The 15,811-nt window shown below is 65.7% G+C and carries 12 protein-coding genes; all 12 read left to right on the top strand.

Translation table 11 applies throughout. The features are described 5' to 3' along the window. Positions 1-50 precede the first annotated feature (50 nt). The 12 genes from QXK92_RS29400 (at position 51) to QXK92_RS29345 (ending at position 15,763) form a co-directional block, all read left to right on the top strand. Positions 51-380 carry a hypothetical protein gene (locus QXK92_RS29400; protein WP_306247732.1) on the top strand — a complete coding sequence of 110 codons (330 nt, stop codon included), beginning with the start codon at positions 51-53 and terminating at the stop codon, positions 378-380. A gap of 9 nt (positions 381-389) precedes the next feature. Beyond that, the gene (locus QXK92_RS29395) at positions 390-5,318 is read left to right on the top strand and encodes a transglycosylase family protein (RefSeq protein ID WP_306247730.1); all 4,929 of its coding nucleotides are present in this window, start codon (positions 390-392) and stop codon (positions 5,316-5,318) included. Between the two features lie 3 nt (positions 5,319-5,321). Next, positions 5,322-6,716, top strand: coding sequence for a hypothetical protein (locus QXK92_RS29390; protein ID WP_306247728.1), 1,395 nt, complete (start codon positions 5,322-5,324; stop codon positions 6,714-6,716). A 147-nt stretch (positions 6,717-6,863) separates the two neighbouring features. Next, positions 6,864-8,630, top strand: coding sequence for a hypothetical protein (locus tag QXK92_RS29385; protein ID WP_306247726.1), 1,767 nt, complete (start codon positions 6,864-6,866; stop codon positions 8,628-8,630). Further along, positions 8,627-9,085: a hypothetical protein gene (locus QXK92_RS29380; protein WP_306247724.1), complete on the top strand. Its 459-nt coding sequence runs from the start codon at positions 8,627-8,629 to the stop codon at positions 9,083-9,085. Before QXK92_RS29385 ends, QXK92_RS29380 begins: the two co-directional genes overlap by 4 nt. Next, positions 9,082-12,195 (top strand): hypothetical protein, encoded by a 3,114-nt coding sequence (locus QXK92_RS29375; protein WP_306247723.1) that lies wholly within the window; start codon positions 9,082-9,084, stop codon positions 12,193-12,195. The genes QXK92_RS29380 and QXK92_RS29375 overlap by 4 nt, the downstream gene beginning before the upstream one ends. 9 nt (positions 12,196-12,204) lie before the next feature. Beyond that, on the top strand, positions 12,205-12,600 hold the full coding sequence (locus QXK92_RS29370; protein ID WP_306247721.1) for a hypothetical protein: 396 nt from the start codon (positions 12,205-12,207) through the stop codon (positions 12,598-12,600). Beyond that, a complete protein-coding gene (locus tag QXK92_RS29365) occupies positions 12,597-12,809 on the top strand; it encodes a hypothetical protein (RefSeq protein ID WP_306247720.1) in 213 nt (70 codons plus the stop codon). The genes QXK92_RS29370 and QXK92_RS29365 overlap by 4 nt, the downstream gene beginning before the upstream one ends. Before the next feature lie 143 nt (positions 12,810-12,952). Beyond that, positions 12,953-13,081: a hypothetical protein gene (locus tag QXK92_RS29360; protein ID WP_306247718.1), complete on the top strand. Its 129-nt coding sequence runs from the start codon at positions 12,953-12,955 to the stop codon at positions 13,079-13,081. 53 nt (positions 13,082-13,134) lie between these two features. Beyond that, positions 13,135-13,392, top strand: coding sequence for a hypothetical protein (locus tag QXK92_RS29355; protein ID WP_306247715.1), 258 nt, complete (start codon positions 13,135-13,137; stop codon positions 13,390-13,392). Further along, positions 13,389-14,537, top strand: coding sequence for an N-acetylmuramoyl-L-alanine amidase (locus QXK92_RS29350; RefSeq protein WP_306247713.1), 1,149 nt, complete (start codon positions 13,389-13,391; stop codon positions 14,535-14,537). The genes QXK92_RS29355 and QXK92_RS29350 overlap by 4 nt, the downstream gene beginning before the upstream one ends. Further along, entirely contained in the window at positions 14,537-15,763 is a 1,227-nt protein-coding gene (locus QXK92_RS29345) for a hypothetical protein (protein ID WP_306247711.1), read from the top strand. The genes QXK92_RS29350 and QXK92_RS29345 overlap by 1 nt, the downstream gene beginning before the upstream one ends. Positions 15,764-15,811 lie beyond the last annotated feature (48 nt).

Raw genomic sequence — 15,811 nt, 5'->3', positions numbered from 1 at the left:
GCCTCTGGCGTCTGCTGTGCGAGCACAGTGACGCGATAGAGGCTGACCTGTTGCGGTTCTACCGAATTGACCTGCTCGACTTCTTCCGCGGCACGCTGTCAGCGCGCCGACTCGGCGTGCTGATACGGCAACTGCCCGTCGAGTCGGCGCTCGTGCGCGCGCTCAACGGCGGCCGTGTGCCGTGGGGGAATGTCGAGCATCTGATCGCCGATCATTGGGCGCTGACGTTGCAGATCAACAGCGGCGCCAAAGCGCGTTTCCGTGATCATCCGGTGCGCGCCGAGATTCAGCAGAAGGCCCACGCTGAGGCGAAGACGGCGAGGGTCGTCGATCTGCGCACCAAATTTGAAAAACGCAAGCAGACATACGGATTGGGGTGATCTGGAGAGTTGGAAAACATCGGCTTCGCTGTCCTGCAGATTATTCCGTCGCTGCGCGGTGTCCGTGAGGCGATCGCGCGTGCGACGCGCAACATGTCGATCGATGTCGACGTGGATGTGTCCGGTGCGCGGGAAGCCGGTGCGCGTGCGGGCCGGGATGTGCGTTCCGGTTTGCAGGGGGCGCGCATTGCCGACGGTCTGCACCGTCAGGTCGATGAAGAGCTGTCGGAGGCGAACGCGAAGCGGACCGGTAGCCGGTTCGGGTCGAGCTTGGCGGCGTCGATCCTGTCCAGCGTCCGGTCTATCGGGTCGGGGTTCGACTCGGTGGTGGCCAGCGCGGGCCCTGTCCTGCGTAACGTCGGCGCGATCGCGACGGGCACAAAGGTGGCGTCTATCGCGGCGGGGGCGCTGTCGCGGTCGCTGCTGGCGGCTGGCGGGGCGCTGGCGCTGCTCGGCGGCGGCGGCGTGACCCGCCTGGCGGTTGGCCTCAACCTGGTGTCGCGGGCAGCCGGCGGCGCGGCCCGCGACATCGGCCGCATCACCTCGGCGCTCATCGCCTTGTACGTCGTCGGGCGCGGGCTGTCGATCCTCAACAACATCGGCAAGTACGCGGCGGTCGGTGTGATCGGCCTGTCCGCGCTGCTTGGGGCTGCGAGCGGGGTGGCCGCACTGCTCGGTGGGCCCATGATTTCTGCGCTGACTGCGATGGGCGCCGCGATGGGCGCTGCGGCTGCGGCAGCTTCGGGCATTCTGGGGCCTGCGCTGCTCACCCTGGCTTTGGGCTTCAAGGGGTTGCAGGACGCGGCGAAGGCGTACGCGTCCAGCGACGGCGGCGCCGGCCAAGCCAAAGCCGTGGCGGCGGCCGCACGGCAGCTCACCGAAGCTGAGAAGGGTGTCCAGCGCGCCAAGCGTGACTCTCGTGACGCCGAGCGTGATCTGACTCGGGCACGTAAGGATGCCCAAGAGCAGATCGAGGACATGAACCTGGCCCTGAAGGGGTCGGCGCTGACCGAGCGGGACGCGCAGCTGTCGCTGCTTGAGGCGCGCCGCGACCTGCAGAACCTCGGCAAGGACGGCCAGCCGTTCGACATGATCGACCGTGAGCGGGCCATCCTGCGGGTGCAGGAGGCTGAGCAGCGGCTCGCCGAAACTCAGGAGTCGAACGGGGATCTGCAGGAGAGGGCGGCTGAGGCTAACCGCGTCGGCGTCGAGGGCTCCGATCAGGTCGTCGCGGCAAAGCAGCGCGTCGTTGACGCCAACCAGGCGATCGCCGACGCTGAGCAGCGGGTCGCCGACGCGCAGCAGGCCGTGGCCGACGCGCAAAGCCAGGGCCAGAAGGGCGTAGACCCGTTCGACCTGATGATCGGGCAGCGGTTGGCTCCGGCGCTCGACGCCGTGAAGAAGCTGCGTCAGTCCATCACCGACAACCTGACAACCGCGATGGCGCCGGGCATTCAAGCGTTCGTCGGGCTGCTTGACACCGTGGGACCGCGCTTGACGGGCCTGTCGACGCTGCTCGGCGGGATCGGATCGGATGTCGCCAAGGCGCTGTCCGGGCCGCAAGCCGTGCAGGGCTTCAACAACATGGCCGCCGCGGCCAACACATTCTTCACGGCGTTGAAAGGCACCAACGGTCTCGGGGGGCTGGCCACCGGCCTGGTGTCGTTCGCTGCGACTGCGGCCAAGACGTTCGCGGGTGTGGGCAAGAACATCGGCGATGTGCTGGGCTCGGTCGGGGAATGGTTGAGCAAAATCACTCCTGCGCAGATGATTCTCGCATTCGAGAAGCTGCGGCAGGTGTTCCACAGCATCCGTGACGTCGTCGGACCGATCTTCTCGGCACTGCGCGAGCTGAGCGGGATCGCGGCCCCCGCGTTGGCGCCCGGGTTTCACGCGATCGGCGATGCGATCAAGCAGGCCACGCCGGGGATCATGTCGATGGCCCGCGAACTCATGCCGGCGCTGCGCGACGTGATGCAGAACTTGGCGCCGATCCTGCCGGCGGTAGTGGAGGGGTTCCGGCCGTGGGCGACCGTCGTCGCCGCGATCGCACCGCACCTGGCCACCATCGTCGCACACCTCGGGCCGCTGCTTCCCCTGATTCTGGGCGCGACGATCGCAGCTAAGGGCATCGGCGCCGCGATGGTCGTGTGGCAGGCCGGCATGGCCGCCGCGTCGATCGCCCAAGGAGTGCTCGCCGCCGCTACCGGTGCCGGCGCAGCGGCGCTGGGCACCAACACCATCGCCCTGACCGCGCACCGTATCGCGCTGCTGGCCGGGTCCGCGGCCACCAAGGTCATCACCGCCGCGCAGTGGTTGTGGAACGCCGCGTTGACCGCCAACCCGATCGGACTGATCATCGCCGGCGTCGTCGCGGCCGGCGCCGCGATCTGGGCATTCTTCACGAAAACCGAAGTCGGCCGCAAACTTTGGGACAAAATCTGGACGGGCATCAAGACCACCGCGGCGGCGGTGTGGGATTGGTTGAAGAACACCGGCGGCCGGATCTGGGAGCAGCTGAAGCCGGGACTGCAGCAGCTCGCGACCAACGCCAAGACCGCGTTTACGGCGCTCGGTAATGCGATCAAGCAGGTGTGGCACTTCATCCAACCCGCCGTCGCCTGGGTCGGGAAACTGTGGCTGGCGTTCGAGAAGCTGAAATTCACCGTCATCCTTGGCGCCCTAAAAGCTGTCGGCGGTGCCATCAAATCGGTGTGGACCTTCATTCAGCCCGCGGTGACGTGGCTGGCCAAGCTGTGGATGTCGGTGCAGAAGATGGAGTTCGGCGCGGCCATCACCGTCCTCAAAGCGTTGGGGGCGGCGATCGGCTGGCTTTGGCAGAACGCGGTGGTGCCCGCCTTCAACGGCATCAAGACCGCGATCGCGGCGGCGTGGCCGGTAGTACAAACCATCTTCGGCGCGTTCAAGACCGGCCTCAGCGTTGTCGGCGATGCGGCGATGTGGTTGTGGAACAACGCACTCAAGCCCGCGTGGGACGGCATCAGCGCCGGATTCCAGACAGTATGGGCGGGCATCAGCGTGGTGTTCGACCTGTGGCGCGATGCGTGGCGGATAGTCGGCGACGGCGCGATGTGGTTGTGGAACAACGCGATAACCCCGGCGTGGACTGGCATCAAAAACGCGTTCAGCGCGGCATGGAACTTCGTCGGCGGCATCTTCGACAAGTTCAAGTCCGGCTGGGAAACACTGAAGAACGGTGTCACTGGCGCAGCAAGTTCCATCAAGGATGGTGTCACGCAGGCGTTCTCGGGACTCGTCGACATCATCAAGGCCCCGCTGAAGATGTTGGGCACATTCCTGGAAAACATCCCGACCGAGGCGTTCGGCATCAAGATTCCCGGCGCCGAGGCGCTCAACAACTGGGGCAAGAGCCTCAAGGCGCTCTCAGGTGGTGGCTACACAGGCAACGTGCCCGTAGACCAGATCGCCGGCGTCGTGCACGGCGGCGAGCACGTCATCAAAGCGACGTCGCGGCAGCGCATCGAGAACGCCTACCCCGGCCTGCTGGACTTCATGAACAACAACGGGCGCCTACCCGGCCTGCCGTTGCCCGGATATGACCAGGGCGGCCTGGTGGCGACGTCGGGCGGACGGTACTCGGTGCCGAATGGCTCCAACAGCGGCGGCTACGGCGGCGGCGGAGTCAAGTTCCCCGACTGGGTGTACCAGCTCGGCAAGGCATTCAACGTCAAGCCCTCCACCTATCCGGGTCACCAGGAAGACGCCGGTGAGGGCAACCAGGGCATCGACTGGTCCGGGTCGACGGCAGATCTGCAGCGGTTCGCCGAATGGCTGGCCGCCAACCGCAAGCTGGCCGGCCTGGAAGACGTGATCTGGCAGAACCCCGAAACGGGGCAGGCTATCGGCGTCAACAAGGGCCGACTGGTCGGAACTCCCGGCAGTGAGGACCCGGGGTACTTCCGGCGCGGTCACAACGACTTCGCCGACCACACCGACCACGTGCACACGACGATCCACAATGCGATCCTGCTCGGCGACAGCGGGAACACCGGCGGCGGCACGGTCCCGGACTGGGATGCGATCGCTCAGGCGGAGTCCGGCGGCAACTGGTCGATCAATACCGGCAACGGCTTCTTCGGCGGCCTGCAGTTCAAGCAGTCCACCTGGGAGCAATTCGGCGGCCTGAAGTACGCGCCCCGCGCCGACCTGGCTTCCCGCGAGCAGCAGATTGCGGTAGCCGAGGCCACGCTGGCGGCGCAGGGGCCGGGAGCCTGGCCGAACACGTTCGCCACGAAGCCCGGCACCGCATCAACGACACCCGCCGTGCCCGCCGCATCCGCGGGGACCGGCGCGTCGGGCATGAGCGGGTTTCAGTTCTCCGCCCCCAACGCGGCGCCGATGCCCGGCAGCGGCGGCAGCGGCATCGGTGTGCCGTCATCGTTCTCCGACGCGGCCGCCATGCCCCTGACGATGATCGGCAATCAGCTCACCGGCGGTGACAAGCGGGCACAGAAGTTCGGGCCCGCGCTGGGCGAGTTCGCCGGCGGCCAGGTCAGCTCTGCGCTCGGCGTGTTCGGTGTGAACGACTCGCCGGGATGGTTGCAGGCCGGCGCCAAGCTACTCAGCGGCATCAAGATCGGGGACAGCGCGGGCAACACGCTGTTCGACGGCAGCAACCCGCTGGCGGCGTTGGGTGGCGGAGGGATGTTCGGCGGCAGTACAGGGGGGGCGTCCGCGTCGCCGTTGGCCGCGGTGTCGCCGTTGGCGGCGGCGACACCTGCCGTCTCCGCCGCCGTTCCCCCCGACGTTGCGCACGGCGTCAACGCGGGACAAAGACCCGGGCCGCAAACCATCTTCAACATCCAAACCGCCCGCGTAGAAGACGCCTTCATCCAGGCAGACCGCCGCTCAAAGGAACTGGCCATGAACCGTCATCTAGGCAGCAGCAAGGGCTGACCAATGACTGTCGCAACGATCACCCTCGAATCGTCCAACGGTGACAGCGTCGTCGTTTCCGCGCCCGATGACGCATTCCTCCAGGACGACATCGTTCTCGACACCGACCCTGACAGCGTCTACGACGTCGGGTTCACGGTCCGCACCCAGTCCGGCGCTTTCCAGATCGGCGGGCGCCCTATCGACGAGGACGTTCCGATCCGGGAGCCGATCCTGCCGTTCTGGCTCACCCCGGAATCCCGGCCGCGGTTCCAGCGGCTGTGGGGCACACCGGGCAACTTGCAGAAGGTGAAGTGCACCTGGGACGGCCCATCGGGGCCGCGGTGGCTGATCCTGCGGCTGGCCAAGGAAATCAAGTACACCACCGAGGGCGGGTTCGACGCCGCCGTCGACGACCTCTATCACGCTGTGGTGTCCACCCACGCCTACAACCCGATGTACGAAAGCGCCGAAGACGTCCAGTCGTGGACCAACTCGGGGAACTTCACCATCCACCTCGCGTCCTCCTCGGGCAGCTTCCGCCTGAATTACGCCGGCTCCTGGACTGGGTACCTCGACGTCAACGCATCCTCGGCGACGGTGCAGTCCGCGCTGGAAGCGTTACCCACCCTCGGCGCCGGCAATGTCACCGTCTCAGGTGACCCCCGGCATTGGACCGTCCTCACACCGGTAAGTCGCCCGGGGATGCTCACGGTCGACGGGGCCGCGCTGGCGCCGCTGGCGTTCTCGATCACGCTGGGCACGCTGAGCTACCAAATCACCATCGGCGGGCAGACCACTGCGCCGATCTCGTTCTTCTCCTCGGCGGCTACGTTGCAGCAGGCCATCGAGCAGCTGTCGAACATCGGTGTCGGCGGGGTCACGGTCGCGGCGACGTTCTTCGGGCACGTCCTGTCGTTCGCCACCGGCCCGCTCGCCGGCTTCCTGGTCTCCCTGTTCACGGGGCAGACCACTGCGATCGCGCCGGTTGCCCGTGTGACCGCGAACCCGAACACCTCGTGGTTCGAGGTGTGGAACCCGACTGATCAGAAGCTGTGGCTGGAATGGGAGCTGGACCCGGCGACATGGTGGCAGTTCCCGGATTTCGGGTTCGGCCAGGAACGCAAGTGGGGCCGGCCGGTTGGTGCGGATGCCGCGCGGATGATCGTCACCCCGCCGCTGAGTCAAATGCTGTCGGTGATGTCCGACCCGTTCATGGACACCTACGTCAGCGCGGACCTGTCGAATGCGGCCGGGCTGTTCAACGGAGTTGAGCCGCTCTACGCGGTGCCGCCCTACACCGGCACCGAGGATGATCCGGTGCTGGTGCCGGTGGTCTGCTCTGGACCTTCCGGGGCCAGAGTGACGCTGCGGCAACGCCGCTTCTGGTCGGCGGAAAGTGGGCTCGAAAATGTCTGAACCGCGTGAAGACTGTGTGCGCATCACAGAGGAGGGCGTAGCGGTCATCGAATCTGGCCTGTCGCTGCGGCAGGCGCATGAGATCAAGACTGGCTGTTCACCGGACAAGTTCTGCGATGAATGCCGCAGATATATAGGCGATCTGCAATGACAGCGGCGTTCGCTGAGCCGTTCACCGGCACTGACCACGACGACTTCGCAGAGTGGGCGCGTGAGGTTCGCGACTACCGGATCGCACGGGCCTACGACCCGCCCACTGTCATGCTCTACGACGGCGACTGGATTTACCGCGGCACCGTGGCCGGCGAACTCGGCGGCTCGCTTAATCCCATCGTCAACGAGACCGGCGGCATCCAGTTGCGGCTGCCGATCGACCTGGACGACCGGCGCGGAACCTGGGCGGCGTTCTGGGCTCTGGACGAAGAAGCCCGCGGCACCAGCAATATTCACATCCGGGTAGAGACGATGGGTGCCCGGATCTGCGGCCGGATGAAGCCGCAGAACGGCGTCACCGTGGTACGCGGCGAGAAAGGAGACGAGGTTGTTATCGACTTCCTCGACGACATCGAAGAGCTGAAATTCGTTCACACCGCGGGTAATCCGTTCCTGCCGTTGTCGCTGATTCAGCAGCCGAAGGCGTGGATGTTGCTGGCCCAGGCGGACCATGCGATCCTGCTGACTCTCGCGGCGAACCTGATCCGGCTGCAGCTGACCAACATCAGCATCGAATCGATCATGGCTCTGCTGAATCCGGCGAACTGGACTATCCCGGGGATTCTCGGAGCGCTCAGCGGTATTTGGCAGCATGCGCAGATCGTCATCAAGCCCCGCGCGTTCGGCGACTCGGTGGCCCCGCTGGCGCTGGTGGTCGGCAGTATCAAGACGTCGATCTTCGATGTGGCGGCCCCGATCCTCGAAGATGCTGAGCTGCAGTGGGATTTGCGGCGCTGGTTCACTGGTGACCCGGAGCCGTGGCCCGGTGCGGGCACTTGGTGGCTTCGCAACGGTGTTCTAATTGTCGGCATCGAGGACAAGTCTGGGTTCCGGCAGGGCACCTCGATCGGCGGAAACCTGCTGACCGGTTTGACCCGCACCATCGCCGACGTTCTCTCGAATTACGTCGAGGACTCCTACAGCCTGTTCACCGGCGAGACGATCGACGACCAGTACTACCGGCTGCCAGGCATCCTCGGCACCTTGCCGGGTCACCCGTACGTGGTCTACCGCGATGGCGATATCACCGGCATCCAAACGAGCGAGTTCTCCCGGTCGCCGGGCGGGGCCGGGCGTATCACCGTCGGCGGCCAGTCGATGCCTGGCGTCAACGAGCTGATCTCGGCGGCCGTGCAGTATGGCGGAGATGTATTGGGGGACAACATCTCTGCGGCGATCTCGTTCGGTGTCGGCTATACGGTGTCCGTCGGCTCACTCGGCGGTGCGATCGACAGCTTCCTGAACCCGATCTACCGGGATTCGATCCTCGCGCACATGAGCGTGCCGCTGCTGCTGCGCGTCGCCCGGCAGGGATGGGGCCACTACCTTGAGACCACCTCCACGAACGTGACGCAGGCGTTCACCGCCGCGAGCATCATGGATCTGAGGCGGCGGCGCCGCGAGACCGACCCTGACATCGCGTTCACCCTGACCGTCGCCCAGGCTGCGCCCTGGCTGATCGGAGACAACGGCTTTGGGCATTGGTGGCTCGGAGACCGCGTCGGCGGCACGTCGAAGTATCTGATGCCGCGGGTGTTCGTCCGCCGCTGCCGCAGTCTCGACATCAGCTGGGGCGACGGCAGGGGTGTCGACATTCAGGCGAAGTTCGGTGACACCCGCAACTCGATTGACGCGCTCGAACGGATGGCCGGGCTGATCGGCAAGGCAATGACCGGATTACAGGAGATCGGACTGTGGTGAGCGATGATGAGGCCGGCCCCGTCGGCCAGGTTGGACCCGTCGACAGCAGCCTCACGCCGGAAGCGGCGAAAGCGCTGGCCGACAAGGTCATCGAAGAAAAGGTGGTGCCCAAGAAGATTCCCGCCGCCGACGACATCGAAGGGCAGACGAAAGCGCTCGGCGGTGCGTTAGCCTCAGCGCTGCTGACGGCCACGGAGATGCCGCTGCACGTGCTGCAGCCCGTCGTCGCCGATCTGGCCGCGCAGCTCGTCGCGCTCGGTATCCGCCAGACCGAGCACATCGATCCTGCAGCGGTCCATGCGCCGGCCTGGATCACTGATGGTGTGCGCCAGGAGTCGGTCCAGCTGCCTGATCCGCCGCAGCACACCGAGGCTGATCCGTTCATCGTGGGTGTCGCGCAAGCACCTGAGCCGCCGTCGCGGATCAACAAGCGTGCGCGGGCGGTGCGCCGGTGACGGTACCCGGTGGTGTGCCGAACCTTCCGGTCGGTGGGATGACGATCGACACGCTGGCCGCTAAGGTGCAGGACACTGCGGCGGAGACGATGCGCAACCTGGCGAGCCAGCGGTTCCCGTCGATCTTCGATGGGTCGACGGGTGGAAGTGTCCTGTCGGATCTGTCGCCGTTCGGCATCATCACCCGCATCTGGTCTGAGGTGAACTCGGCAATCGCCAACGCAGACCCGGCGGATATCAATGGGCCCGAGGATATTCCGCCGCTGCTGCTCGATTTCATCGAGAGCTTGCCGGTAGTGGGCGAGCTGGTCGGCCTGATGGAAGCGATCCTCGGCACCTACACCGGCGACGACGCCGTCCTGTTGGCGATCCAACAGATTTTCATGCCGATCCGGAAGCTGCTGCAGCTGGTGTCGGGGCAGCCTGTGGGGTGGCCCACGGTCGAGGAGACGACTTCCGGGTGGGTGGCTCTCGGTGATGCGCTGACCGCGGTGGCGACGGACACGGCCACCTTCTTGTCGGCGACGGGGCAGGCGACTTTCTCGTTGCTGGGCGCGGCGCTGCAAACGCTGATCTCCTGGTTGTCTGCTATCCCGGCGAATCTGTTGAGCGGTAGTGTGCCGTTGCCGTCGATCCCGAGTCTTCCGCTGTCGCAGATGCCGAGCTTGGGCGGCTATCTGACGAACCTGAACCCCAGCGGCATCTTGGCATTGACCGGGCTGGGCACCGGCTCGCTGCCGGTCGGTGTCACGTCAGCTATCAACCAGATCACTGGCCTGTCAGGCTATTTGACGAACCTGACCTCCGGCGGCGTGCTCAACCTCGCCGGCCTTGGGACGGGCTCGCTGCCCGCCGGGATCTCAGCGAGTATCTCCCAGGTCACCGGACTGACGTCGGCGTTGGCGGCGGCGTTGACGAGCGCGAGCCCGCTGAACTCGGCGAACCTGACCGGCACTATCCAGCAAGCGGTGGCGCCGTGGGTGGCGCCAATCGACACCCTGATGAACGCGTGGGGTATCCCGTCCCTGGGGCACACCGCGGCGGAGTTGTCGGCGCTGGCGGCGTCGATACCCAACGCGAACATCGCGGGCCTGCTCGGCGGGGCGGACATAGGCACAGCGATCCAGCAGACAGTGAACGCGGGCGCGGTGGCCCTCGGCGCGGTCAACTCCGGCGCGAATGCCTCACTGGCGCAGTGGGGTAACGCGCTGACGAGTGCGATCACAAACTACCTCGGCTACAACCCCGGCGGCGCAGCGCCGGCCGGATCGGTCGCCAAGATCGCCTCCGACACCAATGCGACAGTTAACGCGCGCGCCGTTCAAAAAACCACCTACGCCAATCTCGACAAGGCGATGGACGCGACATTCGATCTCGCCGAGGTCAATGGATCGTCGACCCTGCCAACAATTGGTATTACGCAGACCAAGTCCGCTATCGGCTATGTGACTATCCGCGATGGCGGCATCAAACAGTCCATTGGCTGGCTTGGATACGGGCTGACAAATATCACCGAGTTTTATGTCGTACTGCACAGCGTCAACAAGACAACCGGGGTGATGACGCGACTTTATTCCACCGCCAATATCGTGGGCAGTGTCGGCACGGGCAGCGTTCCGGTCTGGAATTACGTCACGCTACCGGCGCTGAACCAGATCAATGCAACCCCCGGCGACCTGTACGCCATCGAATACATCGTGCGCGGCACCGGCACCTACAACATCGTCGGTAAGACGATGAGCGCGCAGCTGCCCTACCACCCGACCGCCATCCCCGCATACCCCGCAGCGTCGCGGGACATTGATCTCGCCCCGTCATTCCAGACCGTCAGTCCAGCGGTAAATGCTTCGGGTAGTGGAAGTGCGACAGCCGCCACCACGATTGCTATTACCGCTGGCGATTACCTGATCGTGGCGGCGACCAGTTATTGCTTCACCACCACAAGCATCAACGTCTATTGCAACGGCGTAGCCATGACCAACCTTGGCAGCGTGTTGCAATATAATTCGGGTGGCACCATCGGTTACACCACCCTATACGGAATGGCTAATCCACCATCAGGCGGTGCCGTCCCCATCTCCGGCGTCGCAATCGCAACATCTGCCAATATCGGTATTCAGGGAGCGACATACAGAAATGTCTCAACTGTAGGAGCTGCGGTCACCGCCTCGGGTGGCGGTACATCAATGTCGGGCGGTTCACCGGCCGTGCCCGCGACGCAACGGGTAGTTCACGCTTTCGGAGCTATCGGAGCTTCATCGGGCTACAGTCCCGGCACGTTGCGAGGGACACCCGGCTACATCACGCTCGGTGACAGGTTGGGCACAGGATCGACGAACAACAACACCGCCACGTTGGCCGCGGCTTCACCCAACAACTGGGGTAGCGTGGCCGTTCCGCTCAATGGCGTAGTTGACGTCCTGCCTGTCACCATCGCCAACCCATCCACCTTCGTCAGCTCACCGATGGCGTGGTCGGCGCTGGTGCCCTGGTGCGGGCTGTCAGGCATTCAAGGCGCGACCCAGTACTCCCCAGTCCTGGCCACCTACGGCGCAGGTGCCGGTCAGTCGATCACCAACCCGACCATCACCTACCCGTGGGCCAACTACTTCGACGTCATCTACTGCTCCGACGGCTCCGGCGGGCAGGGCGGCGCAGGCATCTTGGGCGGTAACTGCGGCAGTGCGGGCGTCTGGGGCAGCGCCACCCTGACCAAAGCCCAGATGGGCAGCTCCAACCTGACCCTGAACGTCGGACCCGGCGGAACCGCCGGCTCCCCGTTGGGCAACCCCGGCGGCGCGGCGAGCGGCACCACCATCGTTATCCCCGGCTACGGCACCCTGGCCGCCGCAGGCGCCAGCGGCGGCAACGGCGGCTCCCCCTCCGCCTACGGCGTCGCACCCGCCCCCGGCCCCGGCAACATCACCGTCACCGATGCCCGAGGGGTGGCGACTCTCTACTACGGCGGGGCGGGCGGCGGCGGCCCGCAAGCATCCGGCGCACAACCCGGCGGGGCCGGCGCGGGCGGCAACTCGCCCGGCACCGTCGGCACCTACACCAACGGCGGCGCCGGCGGCCCCGGCATCGTCTACATCCGCGCCTACCAATAGGAGACGCCCGTGACCACACACGTCCTCACGCCGAAAGACCCCCACCCCGTCACCGGCCTGAAAACGCCGATCCTCGGATGGCACTTCACCGGCGCGACCGCACTCGACGTCCTCGAAGGCGCACGCTTCATCCAGACCGGCGGCTGGTGGTGGATGATCCTGCCCCACCCCACCGAAACCACACGGCAACAGATGCGGCTCTACGACGGCATCGCCGCCAACCAGATCACCCCCACCACAGTGCCGAAGCTCGTCGTCGAGAACACCCAGTGGTTCACCTTCGACGGATTCTCGGTGCGTGTACTCGAAAACGCTGTCGTGGAAACGAATTACGACATCACCACCTGGAGCCCACCTCCACCACCCGAAGAATCCGTACCCGACCCCAAGGAGACGCAGCCATGACACAGCCAGCACCCACCACCTACGACGACGGTGATGTCCGTATTGAGCCCGGAGGCCGCGCCATTGCGGTCCGCCAGATCAACCAACCGAACGCGTGGGCCATCATCTCAGCCGACCAAGGCTTGCGGATCGCGAGCCGGTGGGAAGTGGATGTTGTCCAGTCGTGGGAGCCGATGGCCCGCGCCAAGACAACCAAGTCGGCCAAGTAGCCGGCCGTGACTGCGCCGGAGGCGCGCTGCATCCAATGCGGTTGTCCCGCAGTGGATCACGTCGCTCTGCGTTACGTGCTGCGCGCCTGGCTGCTGCACCGCCTCCCCGTCCGGCTGGCCCGCTGGCTGCGTCCGCTACGCCGATGACCATCACCTTCGGCGACGCCGCCCTGTGGCTGCTGTTCGCCGGGACCGCGCTGCTCGCAATCGGATTCATCCTCGGCGAACTCCAAGCACACCACCACGACGACCACAAGAAAGGGCACCGCTGATGGGCATCCTCCAACGGATCGGCGACGCGATCGGCGACCGTGTTGTCCCGAAGGTGATCGACGTCCTCGCTGATCACGCGAACCGGCTCATTCCGAAAGTCATCGACACCATCGCCGCTGAGATCGAGAAGCGGATACCCGCGCTCACCGCCGCTTTGGTGACGGCTGTGACTGAGGCTGCGGCCCGCGGCGCTGTTGAGGGTGCTGACCGGCTCACCGACGCTATTCCCGGCCAACTTGACGACCAAATCCTTGATCCGATCATCGCCCGCGCCATGGAAATCTTCTCGCAACTGGCCGGCAAGAGATGAGTTACGGACTACCCGCCGGCACCAGCATCTACTACGGCGCACCCGGCTTTCCGGCGTGGGTGTACCGGCTCGGTGAGGCGTTCGGGCTGAAAGCCAGCACCTACCCGGGCCATCAGGAAACCGACCGCATCGAAGCAGGTTTCGCACGTAACCCCCAACGGTTGAACCGCGCCATCGACTGGACCGGCCCGGTCGATGCGATGCAACGCTTCGCCGAATACTGCCTGTCCATCCGCGGCTCCCTTGAGCAGGTCATCTGGCAAAACCCCAACACCGGACGACGCGTCGGCGTCGCCGGCGGCCAGGACGTCAGCACCACCGGCTACTACGGCGCCGACTACGGCGGCCACCAAGACCACGTACATACCCGGCAAAGCAAGCCGATCCCACTTCCCAAGGAGGCCGCCGTGTCGAATCGTCCGGCATTCAACGAGTTCCCGGTCTGGTCCAAGAACAACAGCAGCCGCTCAGCGAAGGTCGACGCGTTCTTCCTGCACACCCAGGAGGGTGGTGGCGGCGATGCAGCCGCCGAAAACCTCGCCAAGTGGTTCCAAAACGCCAACGAGGTCTCCTACCACTACACCATCTCCCAAGCTGCAGACGGCGGGGTGACCGTGGTGGATTGCGTGGACACTGACCGCGCATCCTGGTCCGTGCTGTCAGCCAACAGCCGTTCAATCAACCTGTGCTTCGCGGGGTCCCGGTCCTCGTGGTCGCGCGCCGACTGGCTCAAGCAGGCCAAAGCGATCGACGTCGCGGCCTACTTGGCGGTGAAGGACGCGAAGAAGTACGGCTTCCCCGCGAACGTCATCGCACCGCCCTACAGCGGCCGGCTACCCGGCATCTCTGACCACCGGTATGTGACGAAAGTGCTGGGCGACGGCACACACACCGATGTCGGCGACGGATTCCCGTGGGACGTGTTCGCCGCCGCAGTCGCCAAGTATGCGGGAGGAGCACCCTCCGCGCTGCCGCCCCCGGCCCCGCCGGCCAAGAAGCCGGTCATCGTCGGGCCCGCTGACGACCAGCTCACAATGCGCTGGAACATGCTCGGCGGCAAGACGATCGTCGAAGCCTTGGCTGAGGTCCGCGACAAGCTGTGCGGGACGAATGACAAGGACAAGCCTGGAGTGGTGGTGTCGTGATGGCCTGGCAGCCCGCGCAGCAACCCGGCGATGTTGATCCGCTGATCAGCGACGCCAAACGTGAACTGGCGAAGTACAGCTACGGCCGCGGGCTCGGCACCAGCGACGAGTACACACACGAGTTCGGTGTTGCGCTGGTCCGGTACGGCAAGGCGATTCACGACCAGGTCATTAAGGGCCGCCGCACACCGCCGGACCCGAACACCCGCGGCGTGTTCGACTGGGCGGTCAAACGGCAACTCGGCTTGATCGGCGATCCCACTACCGGCGTGATCACCAAACCCCGAGTGCGGCACCCGTTCTACGTGTTCCGCGGCACTGGCGGCATCGTCGGCCAGGACCCGGTCAGCCGCGTCTGCCAAGGCGCAGCTGACCTGGTCGAGGAAATCAACACCCCGTGGGACGCGACGATGGGCGGTATCCCAGTCGGCGCCACGCAAGGCGGCATCGGCGCCGCGTCGATGTGGGGCTGTGTGCAGAAGGCGCTGCCGATCGCGCAGGCCGACTTCATCGCCCGGCGCAAAGTCAACCCGCGTATCAAGGCCGGTGTTGGCGGCTATTCGGCCGGCGACGTCATCGCCGCCCTGTTCGAGCAGTGGATTCTTGAGAACTTCCCGGAGAACTTCCTGTGCGGGTTTCGGTTGGGCTCACCGACACGTCCCGCCGGTGGCGCGTTCTTCGCCGCGCCCGTCGTGCCATGGGGGAACGGCATCGCCGACTTCACCCAGGGCAACCCGCGTGACTGGCGCACCATCTGGCTCACCCACGAAGGCGACATGTACGCCCAAATCCCCGGCGGCACAGTCGGAGAAATCATGGAGCTCTTCTACCGGCTGGCCACCCGCTTTGCGTTCTCCGACCTGATGGCGTCGATGCGCGAAGGGATCACGATGCTGCCCAAGGCCATCGAGCTGGCCGGCATCGAAGTCCCCGAGGTGCTAGCCGCGTTGTCCGGCGGCATCCCCGGACTGTTCAGCTTCGGCTTCATGAAGCTGATGGCCGCCCTGCCGGGACTCATCCAGACGGGCACGCCACTGGAACAGCTGACCGGCACCGCCGCCGCGGCCGCCGCCGCCCGCCTGGCGCTGACATTCCTGTTCCAAGGCACCGGACCGCACATCCGCTACGAATGGGACCCTGCGTGGCCGGGCGGTCCGACGTTCGTTCAGCTCGGAATTCAGCATGTGCGGGACTGGGCCAGCCGGCCGGAGAACCGCGCCGCATAGCTACTTCTTTCACGCTAAGCCGCGACGAAGCGCGTTCGGGACGCTGAC

Source organism: Mycobacterium sp. TY815 (assembly GCF_030755135.1).
GTDB lineage: Bacteria > Actinomycetota > Actinomycetes > Mycobacteriales > Mycobacteriaceae > Mycobacterium.
Note: the sequence above shows the minus strand (reverse complement) of the source record. Positions and strands in the feature narration are given on the sequence as shown.

Excerpts from the sequence above, each read along its gene's own strand:
- QXK92_RS29385 (WP_306247726.1), top strand. The coding sequence starts at position 6,864 with ATGACAGCGGCGTTCGCTGAGCCGTTCACCGGCACTGACCACGACGAC.
- QXK92_RS29390 (WP_306247728.1), top strand. The coding sequence starts at position 5,322 with ATGACTGTCGCAACGATCACCCTCGAATCGTCCAACGGTGACAGCGTC.
- QXK92_RS29345 (WP_306247711.1), top strand. The coding sequence starts at position 14,537 with ATGGCCTGGCAGCCCGCGCAGCAACCCGGCGATGTTGATCCGCTGATC.
- QXK92_RS29360 (WP_306247718.1), top strand. The coding sequence starts at position 12,953 with ATGACCATCACCTTCGGCGACGCCGCCCTGTGGCTGCTGTTCGCCGGG.
- QXK92_RS29350 (WP_306247713.1), top strand. The coding sequence starts at position 13,389 with ATGAGTTACGGACTACCCGCCGGCACCAGCATCTACTACGGCGCACCC.
- QXK92_RS29365 (WP_306247720.1), top strand. The coding sequence starts at position 12,597 with ATGACACAGCCAGCACCCACCACCTACGACGACGGTGATGTCCGTATT.